Here is an 18063-nt window from a genome sequence, read left to right on the forward strand (position 1 = left end):
GGACTGTTGTGAAACCCATCGACTTCGAAGCGGCCAAGCCGGCTCGATTCAATTCCGCGGCACTCGGCAGGCCGCTCCGATCATCCGCAGCGGACCGAGGCTGTCGGCGGTCCGAACAGAGCGGTTCGCACCACCTGGTGTTCTTGTCCGGGATAGAGCAGGAAAATGCCACGAAAAAGGGGCCTCGAAGGCCCCTTTTCCGCAAATGCCCCAATTGTGGTGCCCCGACGCCCGCGAAGGGATCAGTCGGAGACGCCGGTTTGGATCCCGGCTTCCTGAGCTTTGGACGGCAGATCCGCCGTCGCGTAGCTCGCCGTCAGCACGCCGAAAGCCGCAATGGCTCCCAGAAGAGTGAGAAGGGTTCGACGCATGGTACTCCGGCCCATCGTGTTCATTGTTGTTGCATCATTCATGAAGATTGTTTCAACCGCGTAAACTCCGCCATCTTGTTGTGGCGTCGCCTCATTCCTGTCGTAAAAGGCTGGATCGACGATTTGGTTGCTTCGGTTCCAGCAAAAATCGAATTCGCGGTCGGTATCGCATGGCCCGAGTCTGGCGACGATATCATTTCCGCCACACTGCGATTTTTCGCTGTTTTCAAACTTAACGCCTTGAATGCCTTACGGCAGGTCGGGCGTTAACCGATTTGGGGATCTCGGCGGAGCCAACCATGATCACGCAGACTGAGCGCGGTCTCGGCCACCGCCTCTCGCGTGTGTCCCGGCGTAAAGCCGAGAATTGTTTCGGCAGGCTTGGTTAACAATGTCTTTTGCCGCCCGAGTTCCGGAACCGCCGCCCGCGCCTCGGGCACCACCTTCGCCGCCAGCCTGACGACAAAATCCGGCACGGTGAAGCGCGGCACGCGCTTGCGGCATTCGGGGACGGCGGCGGCCACCGCCTGGCCGATCTCGATCATCGTCAGCGACCCGGCAGAGACGATGAAGCGGCGGCCCGGCGCCTCGGCAGCCGTCAGGGCCGCGACGTGGGCCTTGGCGACATCGCGCACATCGACAATGCCGAAAGAGACGTTCGGGACAGCTGGCAGCTTGCCGGTCATCATCATCCCGATCAGCGTCGCAGAGGTGCCGGCGTCGGCGTCGAGCAACGGCCCTGCAACGAAAGACGGATTGATCGTCACCATCGGCAGGCTTGCCGCATCGGCGGCGCCCCAGGCGGCGGCCTCGGCCTCGGTCTTGGAAACGGCATAGTCGGAAATATCCGCCGCCCCGACATTCGACCAATCGTCTTCGCCATAGACCGGCGGATGATCGGCGCCATGGCCGTAATAGACGGCGACGACGGAGGATGTCATGACGAAGCGCTGGACCTTGGCCTTGATCGCGGCATCGACGACGCGCAGCGTCCCGCCCTTAGCGACCGGCACCAACGCCCACTTGTCCTTGGACTGACGAGCCGGAAACGGCGATGCCGTATGGCAGACGACGTCGCAGCCGCGCGCCGCCGCCTCCCAACCCTCGTCCCGTAAAAGGTCCGCTTCGGCGATTTCCAGCCGTGCAACATCGGCGCCGGCCCTGGCGAGCGTCTGGCGCAGGGCCTCGCCCTTCTGCGGACTGCGCACCGTCCCGCGAACGCGATAGCCGGCCTGAAGAAGCTGCAGCGCGATGTGCTTGGCGATGAAGCCCGATGCTCCCGTCAGCAAAATCCGCTCGCCCGCCATCGCTTCACCTCCTTGCCCGGTAAACTCAGCTTCGATGATCAACCAACGCGGCGCAGAATGCCGGCGTTCCTTCGGCATTCACCGCTGCGGGGTTGCGGCAACAAAAAGGGGAGCCGAAGCCCCCCTTTCGCAAGTCGTTCAAAAGACCCAGATCGCCTCAGGCGCTCTCGGCCTCTTCTGCCTCGACGCGGGCGCGGTCGATCGCGCCGCGCGCTTCGGGATCGCGATCGACGAATTCGATGACGGCGAGCGGCGCATTGTCGCCGCGCCGGAAGCCGGCCTTCAGAACGCGGCAGTAGCCGCCGTTGCGCTCGGCATAGCGGCCGGCCAGCGTGTCGAACAGCTTGGCGGTGGCAGCCTCATCGCGCAGACGCGAGGCGGCCAGACGGCGTGCATGCAGATCGCCGCGCTTGCCGAGGGTGATCAGCTTCTCGACGATCGGACGCAGGTCCTTCGCCTTCGGCAGGGTGGTGATGATCTGCTCATGCTCGATCAGCGAAGCCGCCATGTTGGCGAACATCGCCTTGCGATGGCTGGCAGTGCGGTTGAGCTTCCGTCCGCGACTGGCGTGGCGCATGGTGTGTTTCCTTCGAAAGAAACCGGCTCATTGGCCGGGGGTCGGTATCTTCGCGTCCATGCCGGATCAACCGACAAGTCGCCGTGCCTTTGAATGAATTGCGTCCTCGGGGTCCCCGAGGCCGAAACGCCCGGCCACCCGAAAGGGCAGCCGGGACGTGTCATACTTAGTACTGATCTTCGTAGCGTTTGGCGAGATCGTCGATGTTCTCCGGCGGCCAGGACGGGACTTCCATGCCGAGATGAAGGCCCATGGACGCCAGAACTTCCTTGATCTCGTTCAAGGACTTGCGGCCGAAGTTCGGCGTGCGCAGCATCTCCGCTTCGGTCTTCTGAATGAGATCGCCGATATAGACGATGTTGTCGTTCTTCAGGCAATTCGCCGAGCGGACCGAAAGCTCCAGCTCATCGACCTTCTTGAGCAGCGCCGGGTTGAAGGCGAGTTCGGCGATCTGATCGTCCGCCGCGCCCGGAGCGCCCGGCCGCGCGTCACGCTGCGGCTCTTCGAAATTGATGAACACCGAAAGCTGGTCCTGCAGGATCCGCGCCGCATAGGCGACGGCGTCCTCGCCGGAGATCGAGCCGTCGGTCTCGATCGTCATCGACAGCTTGTCCTTGTTGAGGTCCTGACCCTCGCGGGTGTTCTCGACCTTGTAGGACACCTTCTTGACCGGCGAGAACAGCGAGTCGACCGGGATCAGGCCGATCGGCGCATCCTCGGCCCGGTTCTGGTCGGCCGGGACGTAGCCTTTGCCGGTGTTGACGGTGAACTCCATGCGGATCTCGGCGCCCTCATCGAGGGTGCAGATCTCATGCTCGGGGTTCAGAACCTCGATGTCGCCGACGGTCTGAATGTCGCCAGCCGTGACGACGCCCGGGCCCTGCTTGCGCACGACCATACGCTTCGGCCCCTCGCCCTGCATGGAGATGTTGATCTCCTTGACATTCAGGACGATGTCGGTGACGTCTTCGCGCACCCCCGGGATCGAAGAGAACTCGTGCAGAACGCCGTCGATCTGAACGGCGGTAACCGATGCGCCGCGCAGTGACGATAAGAGCACGCGGCGCAATGCGTTACCGAGCGTCAGACCGAAGCCACGCTCCAGCGGTTCAGCGACGAGCGTAGCGCGGTTGCGGCCGCTCTCGTTCTTGAACACAAGCTGGTTCGGCTTGGTCAGCTCTTGCCAATTGCTTGAAATCATGAGGATGCCTCTCAGTTTCCTCGCCACCATCCAATCGTGACGAAAGGTCTGATGCCGGATCGGGCATGGCAGCACCGCCGCCAGCCTTCCGGAAAGTCGAACGGCGGAGCGCATGACGCCCCGCCCATGACCGCTTGTGGCGGCCCAATCGTTCTGCCGGCCCGAAGCATCATCGCATCGGGCGTCTTCAGGGCGTCAGACGCGACGCTTCTTGCGCGGGCGAACGCCGTTGTGCGGGATCGGAGTCACGTCCCGGATCGAGGTGATGGTGAAACCCGCCGACTGCAGCGCACGCAGCGCCGACTCACGGCCCGAGCCCGGACCGCAGACCTCGACCTCGAGGGTGCGCATGCCATGTTCTTGCGCCTTCTTGGCACAATCCTCGGCAGCGATCTGCGCCGCAAACGGCGTCGACTTGCGCGAGCCCTTGAAGCCCTGCGCACCGGCCGAAGACCAGGCGATCGTGTTGCCCTGGGCATCGGTGATGGTGATCAGCGTGTTGTTGAAGGTCGAGTTGACATGCGCCACCCCCGACGAAATGTTCTTCCGCTCGCGACGGCGAACGCGCTGGACTTCCTTGGCCATTCAAATTTCCTGTTTGATCTCGACACCGCCGTAATTCCGGCGGCTCCACCAGCGCCGCGCAAAGGCGCCGCCTTGAAACAGCGACGGATCTTCACTGCAAGACCTGCCCCGCAGCCAAGATCCGACGCCCTGACACCGCAAAGACGGACACCCGATCGGGCCGCTCCGCCAGCGTGGATAATCTTACTTCTTCTTACCGGCGATCGCCTTCGCCGGCCCCTTGCGGGTGCGGGCGTTGGTGTGGGTGCGCTGGCCGCGAACCGGAAGGCTGCGGCGATGACGCAGACCGCGGTAGCAGCCAAGATCCATCAGCCGCTTGATGTTCATCGCGGTCTCGCGACGCAGGTCACCCTCGACCTGATAGTCGCGGTCGATGATCTCGCGGACCTGCAGAACCTCGGCGTCGGTCAGGTCGTTGACGCGGCGCTCATCGGACAGATTCGCCTTTTCCATGATCTGGCGGGCGAAAGCCGGGCCGATGCCATGGATGTACTGAAGCGCGATGACGACGCGTTTTCCAGTCGGGATATTGACGCCAGCGATACGTGCCACGTCGCTTCTCCTACAAAATCTTGACGGGCGATGACCCGTTTGTTGCGCGGGCGTGAGCCCATTCTTTGCCGCGGGGCGTGATGGCCGAAAGCGGCCGGTCGGTCCCCAGATTCGAGTCCCGTGCCAGCCGCAGAAATCGCGAATGCGGTGGCTATAGGGACATGCGCCTGGCAAGTCAACCGGGCGTTCACCTGTTTGACATGTCGGCAGCGGCCGGACGGGCCCTATGGTCGCAGAGCGGCAAGGCCGGTCATCGAGGAAACGCGGTTGTTCTGCAAGCTTCGCAGCCGGCCCTCGCCGCCTTGACCCCATGAGCGCCGACGGCCGAACCGGGCGTTCACAGACGAAGACCACACCGCGCACCGCCCCGTGCTCAGCGCAGCAACCCCTTCACCACGGTCGAGGCCTTGCCGAAATCCATCTGACCGGAATAGCGCTCCTTCAGAGCGTTCATGCAGCGGCCGACGTCGCGCAGCCCCTTCGATTCGGTGTCTTCGACCACCTTGCGGCAGGCCCGTTCGATCTCTCCGCTGTCAAGCTGCGCCGGGAGCAAATCGCGAATGACGGCGATTTCCTCGCGCTCCTGCTCGGCAAGTTCCAGCCGGCCGTTATCCTCGTAGGTCCGCGCCGACTCCTCGCGCTGCTTGATCATCTTGACGAGGATTTGCAGCACCTCCTCCTCGCTGACCGGATCGCGTCCGGCGGTGCGACAAGCGATGTCGCGGTCCTTGATCGCCGCATTGATCAGCCGCAAGGTGCTGATCCGGCGCTTGTCCTGCTGTTTGACTGCGGCATTGAGAGCGTCGGTCAGATGCTCGCGCATAATGCATGACTTTCGATTCGACTGTCGGCAGACATCGCGATGGATGCACGCCACGGCTTTAGTGCAATACCTGTTGATCGCCGACGTAAAGCGGAATCGCATCAGTTGCGATCAAACTTCATCTTGAATCGGCCGGATTGTCGCCCGTTTGCATCGGCTGATCGCCGTTCCGTCCGCCTTGGCGGACGCTCTTGCTCGTCGGCGCCCGCTGGATGTAGAGACATCGTGGACTTTCCGCAAGATGCCTTGCCCTTGCCCGCCGTGATCCTGATATGAGCACTGCGGGATGCGGCCGGCCGCCTTGCGGCCACTTCGAACGACTTGCAGACAATGGACGGCGAAAGGAACGACGATGGCTGGCGAAGGCTGGACTCAGCGCAAAACGACCGCGCTCCTCGTGCTTCAGGATGGAAGCGTGATCGAGGGCTATGGTCTCGGTGCCGAGGGATCGGTCGAGGGCGAAGTGTGCTTCAACACCGCACTCACCGGCTACCAGGAAATCCTGACGGATCCGTCCTATGCCCGTCAGATCGTCACCTTCACCTTTCCCCATATCGGCAATGTCGGGGCGAACCCGGACGACCATGAGGATCTGACCCCGGCCAATTCCTGCGGCGCGGTCGGCGCGATTTTCCGCGCCGACGTGACCGCACCGTCGAACTATCGCTCGGCCGGCCCTCTTGACACCTGGCTGAAGGCCCGCGGCGTCATCGCCCTTTCCGGCATCGACACCCGCGCGCTGACGGCGCACATCCGCGAGAACGGGATGCCGAACGCCGTAATCGCCCATTCGGCCAGCGGCGAGTTCGACCTCGACGCGCTGAAGGCCAAGGCCAAGGCGTGGTCGGGCCTCGTCGGCCTCGATCTCGCCAAGGACGTCGCCGTCGGTCAGAGCGCGGTGTGGAAAGAGACGCCGTGGATCTGGGACAAGGGCTATGCCGACATCGACGCGCCTCGCTACAAGATCGTCGCCATCGACTTCGGCACCAAGCGCAACATTCTGCGGCTGATGTCTGGCCTTGGCGCCGAGGTCATCGTCGTTCCGCCAACCGCGAGCGCCGAGGAAATCCTCGCGCATGCGCCTGACGGCGTGTTCCTCTCCAACGGTCCGGGCGATCCGGCGGCAACCGGCGACTATGTCGTGCCGACCATCCGCAAGCTGATCGAGGCCGACGTCCCGCTGTTCGGCATCTGCCTCGGCCACCAGATGCTGGCCCTGGCACTCGGCGCCAAGACCGAGAAGATGCACCAGGGCCACCATGGCGCAAACCATCCGGTGAAGGATTTCACCACCAACAAGGTCGAGATCGTGTCGATGAACCACGGCTTCGCGGTCGCGGCCGACAGCCTGCCGGCGGGCGTCGAGGAAACCCACCGCTCGCTGTTCGATGGTTCGAATTGCGGTCTGCGCTTGTCCGGCAAGCCGGTCTTCTCCGTGCAGCATCACCCGGAAGCCTCGCCGGGTCCCCAGGACTCCCATTACCTGTTCCAACGCTTCATCGACATGATCGAGGAAAACCGCGCCAAGAGGGCCGCCTGACCGGCCGGCCGCGCCGAGACAGGCAGGGCCCCAACGAAAAGCGGCGCCGGAGAACATCCGGCGCCGCTTTTGTTGTTCTCAAAAGGTTGTTCAATCGTGCCTGAACAGCCGCAGCACCTTCCTGAAAAGTGATCGGACACCACAACTGAATGTCGCGTGACGATGCAGATCGTCGCGCCCCCGATCGCCGCCATAGGACGAGCGGCCAACCAAAATATCCGCCAACATTGCAGCTCACCCTTTCCTTGCGCTTGATTGACTTCTTTGCGCTTGATTGACGTCACCGCGCGTCGATGAAAAGCCTGCTCGGGCGCGGGGCTCCTAAGACTTGACTGCCAGCAAGATGCGCACTGCGTGCGCCTACGTCAAGCGAATGGCGCAGTGAGTTCGTGGTAAAATTGACGCACGCCGTGCGCTCATGCATCATGATGAGCGCGCAAGGCGCGCTCAGACACTCAATTAAAACAATCGACTATGAACCTGTTTTTTATAGCTGATCAAGCTTTCACAAAGCTTGCGAAACGGAGCAATTCAGCCATTCCGAGCATTCTTTAGAGATACAACAACCCCTGTGCCACGGTCGCCCGGCGCTTTTTGCCGCATAATCGCTTATTGCATAAAGTGCATCGGCCGGTCGGGGCGCCGTCGATGGTCCGGACCGATGACCGGGACTTGGCCGGTCATCGGCATCAAGGAGAGCGAGTTCAAGCATGATGACTCCCCAGACCTTCAAGGAATGGCGCAAGGCACTTGGCTTTAAGCAGAAAGAGGTCGCCGAGAAGCTCGGCCTCAAAAAGCGAGTGATCCAGTATTACGAGAAGGGGCACCGCGACGGCAAAGCCGTCGAGATCCCGAAAAGTATCGAGCTCGCCTGTCTGGCTCTTGCCCTCGGATATGAGCACTACGACGCGGCCGTCCTGCCGGATAAAGTAGCGGGCGAGGACACCGCGGCCGACGACGAGACTGCCGCAAGCCAGGCGAAGCAGCCGGGCGACAGGCCAGGCGACGATTCGACCGCAGCCTCGCCGAGCGACCGTGAATCGACCGCCAAAATGCCGGACGAGACCACGGCGTCGTAACCATTTCGCTCAGCCCTCCCAAAGACGAGTGTCAGCCCGCGAACCGGTTTTGCCCAAAAACCGGTTCGAAATTGTCCCTTCGCCCCTTTCGCCGCGCGCCGGCCTTGCCTATAAGCCGGCCTCAGCCTTTAGAACTTATCTGCGAACGGACGCCGCATCAGCGCGGCGGCCCGGTTCCGTACGCGCGAAAAAATCGGACGGTCTGCCATGCCCAAACGCACCGACATCCAATCGATCCTCATCGTGGGCGCCGGCCCGATCATCATCGGTCAGGCATGCGAGTTCGATTATTCCGGCACCCAGGCCTGCAAGGCGCTGCGCGAAGAAGGCTACCGGATCATCCTGGTGAATTCGAACCCGGCGACGATCATGACCGATCCCGAGCTCGCCGACGCCACCTACATCGAACCGATCACCCCGGAAGTCGTCGCCAAGATCATCGCCAAGGAGCGGCCAGACGCGATCCTGCCGACCATGGGTGGTCAGACGGCACTGAACACGGCGCTGTCGCTGCGGCGCATGGGCGTCCTGGAGCGCTATGGCGTCGAAATGATCGGCGCCAATGCCGATGCCATCGATAAGGCCGAGGACCGCTCGCTGTTCCGCGAGGCGATGGCGAAGATCGGGCTCGAAACGCCGAAGTCGATGCTCGCCAATGCCAGCGAGGCGAAAGCCGCCGACCGCGCCAGCCATGAGGAACGCCGTGCCGCGATCCTCGCCACCATCACCGATCCGGCCGAGCGCGACCAAAAGCTGGACGCGCTGGAAGCCGAGTGGCAGCTTGGCGAAGGCGAGCGCAAGCAGCGCTATATGGGCAGGGCGCTCGCCGCGGCGGCCGAAGCGCTTGAGGTCGTCGGCCTGCCGGCAATCATCCGGCCGTCTTTCACCATGGGCGGCACCGGCGGCGGCATTGCCTATAATCGCTCGGAATTCTTCGAGATCGTCGAGACCGGCCTCGACGCCTCGCCGACCACCGAAGTGCTGGTCGAGGAATCGGTGCTCGGCTGGAAGGAATTCGAGATGGAGGTCGTCCGTGACAAGGCGGACAACTGCATCATCATCTGCGCCATCGAGAACGTCGATCCGATGGGCGTTCACACCGGCGACTCGATCACCGTGGCCCCGGCGCTGACACTCACCGACAAGGAATATCAGGTGATGCGCAACGCCTCGCTGGCGGTGCTGCGCGAGATCGGTGTCGAGACGGGCGGGTCCAACGTCCAGTTCGCGGTGAACCCGAAGACCGGCCGCCTGGTGGTGATCGAGATGAACCCGCGGGTGTCGCGCTCCTCGGCCCTCGCCTCCAAGGCCACCGGCTTCCCGATCGCCAAGGTCGCGGCCAAGCTCGCCGTCGGCTACACTCTCGACGAGATCCAGAACGACATCACCCAGGGCGCGACACCGGCGTCCTTTGAGCCATCGATCGACTATGTCGTCACCAAGATCCCGCGCTTTGCCTTCGAGAAATTCCCCGGCGCCGAGCCGACCCTGACCACAGCGATGAAGTCCGTCGGCGAGGTGATGGCGATCGGCCGGACCTTTGCCGAGTCGCTGCAAAAAGCGCTGCGCGGCCTTGAAACCGGCCTGACCGGCCTCGACGAGATCGAGATCCCCGGCCTTGGCCAGGATGACGACAAGAACGCCATTCGCGCCGCTATTGGCACGCCGACGCCGGACCGCTTGCGCATGGTCGCTCAGGCGATGCGCCTCGGCATGAGCCTTGAAGACGTCCATGCCGGCTGCAAGATCGATCCGTGGTTCCTCGCCCAACTGAAGGCGATCGTCGACACCGAGAAGAAGATCGCCGAATTCGGCCTGCCGGAGGATGCCGACAATCTGCGCCTCTTGAAGTCGATGGGCTTTTCCGACGCCCGGCTCGCCAGCCTCACCAAGAAGCGGCCGAAGTCAGTCGCCGAGCTACGCAATCGGCTCGGGGTGCGGCCGGTTTTCAAGCGCATCGATACCTGCGCGGCCGAGTTCGCCTCGCCCACCCCTTACATGTACTCGACCTATGAGCGGCCCTTCGCCGGCGCCCCGCGCTCCGAGGCGCGGGTCTCCGACCGCAAGAAGGTGGTCATTCTCGGCGGCGGCCCGAACCGGATCGGCCAGGGCATCGAATTCGACTATTGCTGCTGCCATGCCGCCTTCGCGCTGAAGGATGCCGGCTACGAAGCGATCATGATCAACTGCAATCCGGAGACGGTCTCGACCGACTACGACACATCGGACCGATTGTATTTCGAACCGCTGACCGCCGAGGACGTAATCGAGATCATGCGCACCGAGCAAGAATCGGGCGAGGTCGTCGGCGTGATCGTCCAGTTCGGCGGCCAGACCCCGCTGAAGCTCGCCGAGGCGCTGGAGAAGAACGGCATCCCGATCCTCGGCACCGCGCCCGACGCGATCGATCTTGCCGAAGATCGCGACCGGTTCCAGAAGCTTTTGACCAAGCTCGACCTGATGCAGCCGAACAACGGCATCGCCTTCTCGGTCGAGCAGGCCCGGCTCGTCGCCGCCGAGATCGGCTTCCCCCTGGTGGTGCGTCCGTCCTACGTCCTCGGCGGCCGGGCGATGCAGATCATCCACTCCGAGACGATGCTGCAGAGCTATCTGCTCGACACCGTGCCGGGCCTCGTACCCGAGGACATCAAGCAGCGCTATCCGAACGACAAGACCGGCCAGATCAACACGCTGCTCGGCAAGAACCCGCTGCTCTTCGACAGCTATCTGACCGATGCCATCGAGGTCGATGTCGACTGCCTGTCCGACGGTGAGACCAGCTTCGTCGCGGGCATCATGGAGCATATCGAGGAAGCCGGCATCCACTCCGGCGACTCGGCCTGTTCGCTGCCGGTGCATTCGCTGTCGAAGGAGACCACCGACGAGTTGACGCGCCAGGCCGAGGCCCTCGCCCGCTCGCTCAATGTCGGTGGCCTGATGAACGTCCAGTTCGCCATCAAGGACGGCGAGATCTATGTCCTCGAGGTCAACCCCCGGGCCTCGCGCACCGTGCCCTTCGTCGCCAAGACGGTCGGTCGGCCGATCGCCAAGATCGCCGCCCGGATCATGGCCGGCGAGAGCCTCGACGCGGCTTTTGCCCATTACGGCGACAAGCCGGACACCCGGAATGTCCGCCACATCGCGGTCAAGGAGGCGGTGTTCCCCTTCGCCCGCTTCCCGGGCGTCGACACATTGCTCGGCCCGGAGATGCGCTCGACCGGCGAAGTAATGGGCCTCGACACCGATTACGCCATCGCCTTTGCCAAGGCCCAGCTCGGTGCGGGCGTTGACCTGCCGCGCGAGGGGACGGTGTTCGTTTCGGTCAAGGACGCAGACAAGGAGCGGTGTCTGCCGGCGGTGCGCCGACTGGCCGATCTCGGCTTCGCGGTTCTGGCGACCGGCGGCACCCAGCGATTCCTCAGCGAGAACGGCATTGCGGCGACCAAGATCAACAAAGTCCTCGAAGGCCGGCCGCATATCGAGGACTCGATCCGCAACCGGCAGGTCCAGCTTGTTCTGAATACGACGGAGGGCGCCAAGGCGCTGTCGGATTCGCGCTCGCTGCGCCGCGCCGCGCTCATCCACAAGGTGCCCTACTACACCACTCTGGCCGGTATGGTGGCGGCTGCCGAAGCCATCGCCGCGCTCAAAAAGGGCAACCTTGAAGTTCGGCCGCTGCAATCGTATTTTACAACGGCCTGAGTATTTGCGGCTCCTGACGGACGGGCGCCCCAGGCTCTTCTATTAGTCCGCCATGAGGTGCTGGTCCGGAACGGCGGAACCGTTCGGGACTGGTTTTTTATTGTGTCGCGGCAGCGTCCTCGACACACTGTGTAAAACAGACTTCGCGCGTTGCGCGGGGCGTCGGTCAAATTGACTCCGCAGATGATGCGAAGTCCGGAAAGGTGGAGGCCATGGATAAGGTCCCGATGACGAGTCGCGGTTTCGAAGCGTTGCGCGAAGAACTGCGCCGCCGCCAACAGGAGGAGCGCCCGCGGATCATCCAGGCGATCTCCGAGGCGCGTGCTCATGGTGACCTGTCCGAAAATGCCGAATATCATGCCGCCAAGGAGGCCCAAAGCCTCAACGAGGGTCGAATTGCCGAGTTGGAGGATCTGACCGCTCGGGCCGAGGTGATCGACGTCTCGAAAATGTCCGGCGACCGGGTGAAGTTCGGAGCGACGGTGAAGCTCGTCGACGAGGATACCGAGGAAGAAAAGCGCTACCAGATCGTCGGCGATCAGGAAGCCGACGTGAAGCAGGGTAAGATCTCGATCTCGTCGCCGATCGCCCGCGCGCTGATCGGCAAGACGGAGGGAGACACCGTCGAAGTCGCGGCCCCCGGCGGCGCCCGCTCCTACGAGATCCTCGCCGTCTCCTGGCAATAGCCGGGCGGATCGACGCAGATGCGGCGGCATGTGCCGCTAGACGGCGCTGGCGCCGAGCGTTTTGCGTCTCACCGGCCGATACGGCTCGTCCGTCCCTGGGTCTGCGCCACCCCCTTCGCGAAACCGGGATTGAGGCTCTGAAAGTGCCCGAGGTCAACACGGTCGAAGTCGTCGCGCCGAACTTCAAGCGGCGCTTGTCGGGCGTGACCTCGACGATCGTGCAGCTCGTTCCCCTGCAGGCGCGCAGTCTGTCGATCGCCGCTTTTGGCCCCGGACTGCCCGCGACGCTGCCGCATCTTGCCTGGCGGGATCTGGCGAGCTTCTGGCGGCGGCCGCAACGCCGGGCGTTTCGGATCTGGCATGCACGGCGCAACACCGAGATGCTCGCCGGATTGGTCATGCGCGATCTGTTGCACATGAAGCTGAAGCTGGTCTTCACCTCGGCCGCGCAGCGCCACCACACCGCCTGGACACGCTTTCTCATCGGCCGCATGGATCAGGTGGTGGCGACGAGCGAACGCAGCCGCTCCTATCTCAAGGTCCCGGCGACGGTGGTGATGCACGGGGTCGACTGCACACGCTTTTCCCCCGACGGCCCGATGCCGCAGGGCGGGATCGCGGCGCAATTGGCCGATCACAAGGTGATCGGCTGTTCCGGCCGGATCCGCTATCAAAAGGGCACCGACGTCTTCGTCGACGCGATGATCTCTCTGTTGCCGGGCCACCCCGACTGGTCGGCCGTGATCACCGGCCGAGTGACGGCGGACAATCGGGATTTCGCCGACGCGCTCAAGGCGCGAATCGCCGCCGCTGGCCTGGCCGACCGGATCCTCTTTGCCGGTGAGGTCGACGATATCCGCGCCTGGTTCCGACGCTTCGATCTGTATGTCGCGCCGCCCCGCAACGAAGGCTTCGGCCTGACGCCGCTGGAAGCGATGGCGAGCGGCACGCCGGTGGTTGCCAGCGATGCCGGCGCCTTTCCGGAACTGATCGTCGAAGGCGTCACGGGGCGGATCGTTCCGGCCGGCGATGTCGGGGCGCTGGCCAAGGCGATCGCCCCCTATCTCGGCGATGCAGTCCTGCGCGCTGCCGCCGCCAAGGCCGCCCTTAACCACGTGCGCGCGCGCTTCCCGCTGCAGCGCGAGGTCGAGGATCTGCGAAAGGTCTACGAGGGCGTCTGGTCGGCCGGCCAATAGCGCCGCATCTCGGCGTCAAGATCGGCGGCTGGAATCGGCAGGACGTCGTCGAACACCGTATGATCAAAATCGGCACGGCGAAATTCGACGTCGACGAGGCGGCGGGCCTGAACCCCGGCCAGGCGCAGCTGCGTCCGAAGCCGTTTGGCGACATAGCCGAGATTGGTCAAAGTCAGCGGCAGACGCTGGCGCGGCTGGTGGATCGACGTCGTGGTCGTCAACCCGACATCAAACCCGCGCTCTTGCAACAAATGCACTTGCATGGTGGCTGCCGGCTCGACTTGCGCGATCTTCAACCGGCAGACCCCGAACATGTAAGCGTCGACCGGCGCCACATGCGTCTTAGACGCGGCGAGAAGACGCCGCGCGCCGGCCTGGGAAACGTAATAGGCGCCGGCGCCGGATTTGTCGCGCACCAGCGCCGTGAAGCGAAACCGACCACGATCGCTGGCCGCGGCCTTCTTGAAGAACTTGCGGCGGCCGACCGTCTCGAAATTGACAAGGTCATAGCCGCTGGCTGCAACTTCGCACGCCACTGCACGAAAATGCGCGGCGAAGATCGTGTCGTCTTCGAGAATGACCAGCCCCTCGGGCGTGGCGGCCGCCCTCTCCCATAACGCCCGGTGGGAGAGATAGGCGGCAAGCTCCGGCCGCGTCATCGGACGCTCCCAACGAGTCGAGAGCCAGGCGAAGCGGTCCTCATCAATCGCCGCTGCCTCGCAGGCGGCAAAGCGGGTGAGCGCCAAGCCATGGGCACGCGCCTGCACCTCCATCGATGCCCGGCGCTGCCTGGCGCGGCCAAGATTGATGTAGTGCATCTCGGGCATCGAAGTGTCGTTCGCCATCAGTCCGCCCACACCGATGGGAAGAGCAGGATCAGAACCGTCACGAGCTCGAGCCGCCCGAGCAGCATGGCCGCCGAGAGCACCCACAAGGCCGAATCCGGCAAGCTGGAGAAATTGCCGGCCGGGCCGATGATCTGACCGAAGCCCGGACCGACGTTCGAAAGCGCGGTCAAGGTGCCGGAGAAGGCGGTGATCAGGTCGAGCCCGAACATCGTCAGCAGCACGGTCCCGGTCAGAAGCGTCCCGAAGAATAAGAAGAAGAAAATGGTGACGGTCTGGATCGTCTGATCGCTGATGTCGTCATTACCGTATTTCAGCCGGATCACCGCATGCGGCCGCACCAGCTTGCGGAAACCCGCCCGCACCACCAGAAACAGGATGACCAGCCGGTTGGCCTTGATCCCGCCGGCGGTCGAACCGGCGCAACCGCCAAGGAACATGGCGAGGAAGAAGATGCCGATCGCCGCGTTTGACCAGAGCGTATAGTCTTCCGAGGCATAGCCGGTGGTGGTGATCACCGAGACCAAATTGAAGGCGGAGGAAATCAGCGCCTCGCCGAAGGGGGTGTCGTTGAAGATCCGGCGGGTCACGGCGATGGCGAAGCTCAGCACCGCGCAGATCATGATGAAGACCAGGATCTGCGGATCGCGCCAAAGCTGAAACCGGCGCGGCAGGAAGGCGCGTACATAGACAACGAAGGGCAGCGCCGCCAGCACCATGAAGACCGTCGAGGCGATGAGCAGCGGATTGCTGTCGAAATAGCCCATCGAGGCGTCATGGGTGGAATAGCCGCCGGTCGCCAGCGTCGTCATGGCGTGATTGGTGGCGTCGAAGAACGACATGCCGAGCGCGGTGTAGGTAATGGCGCACAGTAGCGTCAGCGTCACATAGGCGGCGATCAGGCCGCCGGTGAGCTGGTTCACCCGCGGCAGCACCTTGTCCGACTTGTCGGAGCTTTCCATGTGGAACAGCGTCAGCCCACCCGCCTGTAGCGACGGCAGGATGAGCAGCACCATGCCGATAATGCCGATACCGCCCAGCCATTGCAGCAGCGAACGCCAGAGCAGAATGCCGCGCGGGAGGGAGTCGAGGCCCGAAATCACCGTCGAGCCGGTGGTGGTCAGCCCCGACATGGATTCGAAAAAGGCGCCGGCGAAGGTGATCTTCACCGAGGAGAAATACAATGGCAGCGCCCCGATCACGCAGGCGACGATCCACACCGTCGTGACCATGAGGAAGCCCAGCTTCTGGGTGAATTCCGGCCGCTGCCCGCTCGTTGCGACGGCGACAAGGGTGCAGATCACTCCGACGAGGATGCCGGTGCCGAGAAAGACCCGAAAATCGCCGCTCTGATCGGAAAGATCGGTGAGCGCGGGCACCGACATGGCGAGGGCAAGGCCGAGGCCGAAGATCGAGTTGACGTGAGCGATCGTCCTAAAAATGTTCGGCTCTCCGAGATTCGCGGCAGCCGCGACACGCGACCGACGTGCCGGGTTCTAAAGCGTTGGATGAGCCTCGGCAATTCGGCACGCACCGGTGGATATCCCTTCTCTGCCCAGGGTGTCACCATGTTGCAGCAGGCCCGGCCCTCGTCTATTGAACGGGATCGTTCCCATCGCCACCTGCCATCCGCATAGCTTGGAAAGGCATCATGTCCGATCGTCACGTCAACATTCTCATCCTCGGCTCCGGCCCTGCCGGCTATACGGCTGCGATCTACGCCGCCCGCGCGATGATGAAGCCGCTGATCGTCGCCGGCCTGCAGGAAGGCGGCCAGTTGACCATCACCACGGACGTCGAGAACTATCCGGGCTATGCCGATCCGGTGCAGGGCCCGTGGATGATGGAGCAGATGAAGGCGCAGGCGTTGAATGTCGGTGCCGAAATCGCCAACGACATCATCGTCTCCGCCGATCTCGACAGCCGCCCGTTCCGCCTCACCGGCGATTCCGGCACCCGCTATACCTGCGACGCTTTGGTGATCGCCACCGGCGCCCAGGCGAAGTGGCTTGGCCTGCCGAGCGAAGAAACCTTCCAGGGTTTCGGCGTCTCGGCCTGCGCGACCTGTGACGGCTTCTTCTATCGCGGCAAGGAGGTCGTGGTCGTCGGCGGCGGCAACACCGCCGTCGAGGAGGCGCTGTATCTGTCGCATATCGCCAAGTCGGTGACCCTGGTGCATCGCCGCGACGCACTGCGGGCCGAGCGGATCTTGCAAGAGCGGCTGTTTGCCAGCGCCAATGTCGAGATCATCTGGAACAGCGCGATCGAGGAAATCGTCGGCGTCGCAAAACCGATGAAGTCGGTCAATGGCGTCAAGCTGAAGAATCTGGAGACCGGCGCGATCAGTGAGCGCGCGGTCGACGGCGTCTTCATCGCCATCGGGCATGCGCCGGCGGTCGAGCTGTTCACCGGCCAGCTGAAGCAGAAGCCGTCGGGCTATCTCTGGGTCGAGCCGGGCAGCACTAGGACCTCGCGCGACGGCGTGTTTGCCGCCGGGGACGTTGCCGACGACGTCTACCGCCAGGCGGTGACCGCCGCCGGAATGGGCTGCATGGCCGCGCTCGAAGCCGAGAAGTGGCTCGCCGAGCAAGCGCTTTCCGAGGCGCGCGAAGCCGCCGAATAGGGCTGAACAGCCCCTGACCCGCGTTTGAGACCGGTGCACCCGGATCGATCGCTTGAAGGACCACCGATCATGGCCCTCGACTGGGATAAGCTGCGGATCTTCCATGCGGCAGCGGAAGCTGGATCGTTTACCCACGCCGCCGATGCGCTGAATCTCAGCCAATCGGCGATCAGCCGGCAGGTCGCCGCGCTGGAGAACGAGATCGGTGTGCCGCTGTTTCACCGCCATGCCCGCGGCCTGGTTCTGTCCGAGCAGGGCGAACTGCTCTTCCAGACCGCCAACGACGTCTTGAAGCGTTTGGAAACGGTGCGCATGCAGCTCACCGAGACCAAGGAAAAACCCGCCGGCAAACTGCGGGTGACGACCACCGTCGGCCTCGGCTCCGGCTGGCTGACCGATCGTGCCCGCGAATTCCTGGAGCTTTATCCCGACCTCGAATTGCAGCTGGTCTTCGACAACGAAGAGATCGATCTGACCATGCGCAAAGCCGACGCCGCGATCCGCCTGCGTCAGCCGCAACAGCCGGATCTGATCCAGCGCCGGCTGTTCACCGTGCATCTCCACGTCTATGCGGCGCCGAACTATCTCGCCCGCTTCGGCACGCCGGAGACGCTGGAAGATCTCGACCGCCACCGCATCATCACCTTCGGCGAACCGGCGCCGAACTATCTGCGCAATCTCAACGTGCTGGAGACGGTCGGACTGCCGGAAGGCAAGGGCCGTAACCCGATCCTGCAGATCAACAATTTGATGGCGATCCGTTCGGCGATCGAAAGCGGCACCGGCATCGCTCTTCTCCCCGACTACATGATCGACAAACATTCAAAGCTCGTGCAAGTTCTACCCGAAATGGAAATGCCCGCGTTCGATACCTATCTGTGTTACACTGAGCAGCTGCGCAGCGCCGCGAAACTGAAGGTCTTTCGGGATTTCCTGATTTCCAAAGCCCGCACCTGGGCTTATTGAGTGCCCGACC

The 18063-nt window shown here is 63.5% G+C and carries 16 protein-coding genes; 8 read left to right on the forward strand and 8 right to left on the reverse strand.

All coding sequences use genetic code 11. The features are described 5' to 3' along the window. The first annotated feature begins 260 nt into the window (after positions 1-260). Complete coding sequence (locus J1C48_RS08510; RefSeq protein ID WP_207257411.1) at positions 261-641, forward strand: hypothetical protein; 381 nt, start codon at positions 261-263, stop codon at positions 639-641. On the opposite strand, the gene J1C48_RS08515 is transcribed toward J1C48_RS08510, so the two are convergent. From J1C48_RS08515 to J1C48_RS08540, 6 genes are all read right to left on the reverse strand, one after another. Next, on the reverse strand, positions 638-1678 hold the full coding sequence (locus J1C48_RS08515) for an NAD-dependent epimerase/dehydratase family protein (protein WP_207257412.1): 1041 nt from the start codon (positions 1676-1678) through the stop codon (positions 638-640). The two genes, J1C48_RS08510 and J1C48_RS08515, sit on opposite strands and share 4 nt — an antisense overlap. A gap of 157 nt (positions 1679-1835) precedes the next feature. Further along, positions 1836-2255: a 50S ribosomal protein L17 gene (gene rplQ / locus J1C48_RS08520; protein ID WP_207257413.1), complete on the reverse strand. Its 420-nt coding sequence runs from the start codon at positions 2253-2255 to the stop codon at positions 1836-1838. A gap of 166 nt (positions 2256-2421) precedes the next feature. Then, positions 2422-3456, reverse strand: coding sequence for a DNA-directed RNA polymerase subunit alpha (locus J1C48_RS08525; RefSeq protein WP_207257414.1), 1035 nt, complete (start codon positions 3454-3456; stop codon positions 2422-2424). Between the two features lie 195 nt (positions 3457-3651). After that, entirely contained in the window at positions 3652-4041 is a 390-nt protein-coding gene (gene rpsK / locus J1C48_RS08530; RefSeq protein WP_207257415.1) for a 30S ribosomal protein S11, read from the reverse strand. A gap of 183 nt (positions 4042-4224) precedes the next feature. Beyond that, complete coding sequence (rpsM, locus tag J1C48_RS08535; protein ID WP_207257416.1) at positions 4225-4593, reverse strand: 30S ribosomal protein S13; 369 nt, start codon at positions 4591-4593, stop codon at positions 4225-4227. 373 nt (positions 4594-4966) lie between these two features. Further along, positions 4967-5416 carry a GatB/YqeY domain-containing protein gene (locus tag J1C48_RS08540; protein WP_207257417.1) on the reverse strand — a complete coding sequence of 150 codons (450 nt, stop codon included), beginning with the start codon at positions 5414-5416 and terminating at the stop codon, positions 4967-4969. Positions 5417-5768: 352 nt separating this feature from the next. On the opposite strand from J1C48_RS08540, the gene carA reads away from it, so the two are divergent. The 5 genes from carA to J1C48_RS08565 all read left to right on the forward strand — a co-directional run bounded on the left by carA (position 5769) and on the right by J1C48_RS08565 (position 13619). After that, positions 5769-6956, forward strand: coding sequence for a glutamine-hydrolyzing carbamoyl-phosphate synthase small subunit (gene carA / locus J1C48_RS08545; protein ID WP_207257418.1), 1188 nt, complete (start codon positions 5769-5771; stop codon positions 6954-6956). Positions 6957-7666: 710 nt separating this feature from the next. Further along, positions 7667-8035, forward strand: coding sequence for a helix-turn-helix domain-containing protein (locus J1C48_RS08550; protein ID WP_231081658.1), 369 nt, complete (start codon positions 7667-7669; stop codon positions 8033-8035). A 207-nt stretch (positions 8036-8242) separates the two neighbouring features. Then, positions 8243-11737 (forward strand): carbamoyl-phosphate synthase large subunit, encoded by a 3495-nt coding sequence (gene carB / locus J1C48_RS08555; protein WP_207257419.1) that lies wholly within the window; start codon positions 8243-8245, stop codon positions 11735-11737. Between the two features lie 212 nt (positions 11738-11949). Continuing rightward, complete coding sequence (gene greA, locus J1C48_RS08560) at positions 11950-12423, forward strand: transcription elongation factor GreA (protein ID WP_207257420.1); 474 nt, start codon at positions 11950-11952, stop codon at positions 12421-12423. Between the two features lie 143 nt (positions 12424-12566). Further along, a complete protein-coding gene (locus J1C48_RS08565) occupies positions 12567-13619 on the forward strand; it encodes a glycosyltransferase (RefSeq protein WP_207257421.1) in 1053 nt (350 codons plus the stop codon). On the opposite strand, the gene J1C48_RS08570 is transcribed toward J1C48_RS08565, so the two are convergent. After that, on the reverse strand, positions 13589-14464 hold the full coding sequence (locus J1C48_RS08570; RefSeq protein ID WP_207257422.1) for a glycosyltransferase family 25 protein: 876 nt from the start codon (positions 14462-14464) through the stop codon (positions 13589-13591). The two genes, J1C48_RS08565 and J1C48_RS08570, sit on opposite strands and share 31 nt — an antisense overlap. Beyond that, positions 14464-15849 (reverse strand): TrkH family potassium uptake protein, encoded by a 1386-nt coding sequence (locus J1C48_RS08575; RefSeq protein ID WP_207257423.1) that lies wholly within the window; start codon positions 15847-15849, stop codon positions 14464-14466. The genes J1C48_RS08570 and J1C48_RS08575 overlap by 1 nt, the downstream gene beginning before the upstream one ends. A gap of 266 nt (positions 15850-16115) precedes the next feature. Between J1C48_RS08575 and trxB the strand changes: the two genes are divergently transcribed. Next, positions 16116-17087: a thioredoxin-disulfide reductase gene (gene trxB / locus J1C48_RS08580; protein ID WP_207257424.1), complete on the forward strand. Its 972-nt coding sequence runs from the start codon at positions 16116-16118 to the stop codon at positions 17085-17087. Positions 17088-17156: 69 nt separating this feature from the next. Continuing rightward, positions 17157-18053 (forward strand): LysR family transcriptional regulator, encoded by an 897-nt coding sequence (locus J1C48_RS08585; RefSeq protein ID WP_207257425.1) that lies wholly within the window; start codon positions 17157-17159, stop codon positions 18051-18053. The last annotated feature ends 10 nt before the right edge of the window (positions 18054-18063 follow it).

This window comes from Jiella flava (assembly GCF_017349315.1).
In the GTDB taxonomy this organism is placed as follows: domain Bacteria; phylum Pseudomonadota; class Alphaproteobacteria; order Rhizobiales; family Rhizobiaceae; genus Jiella; species Jiella flava.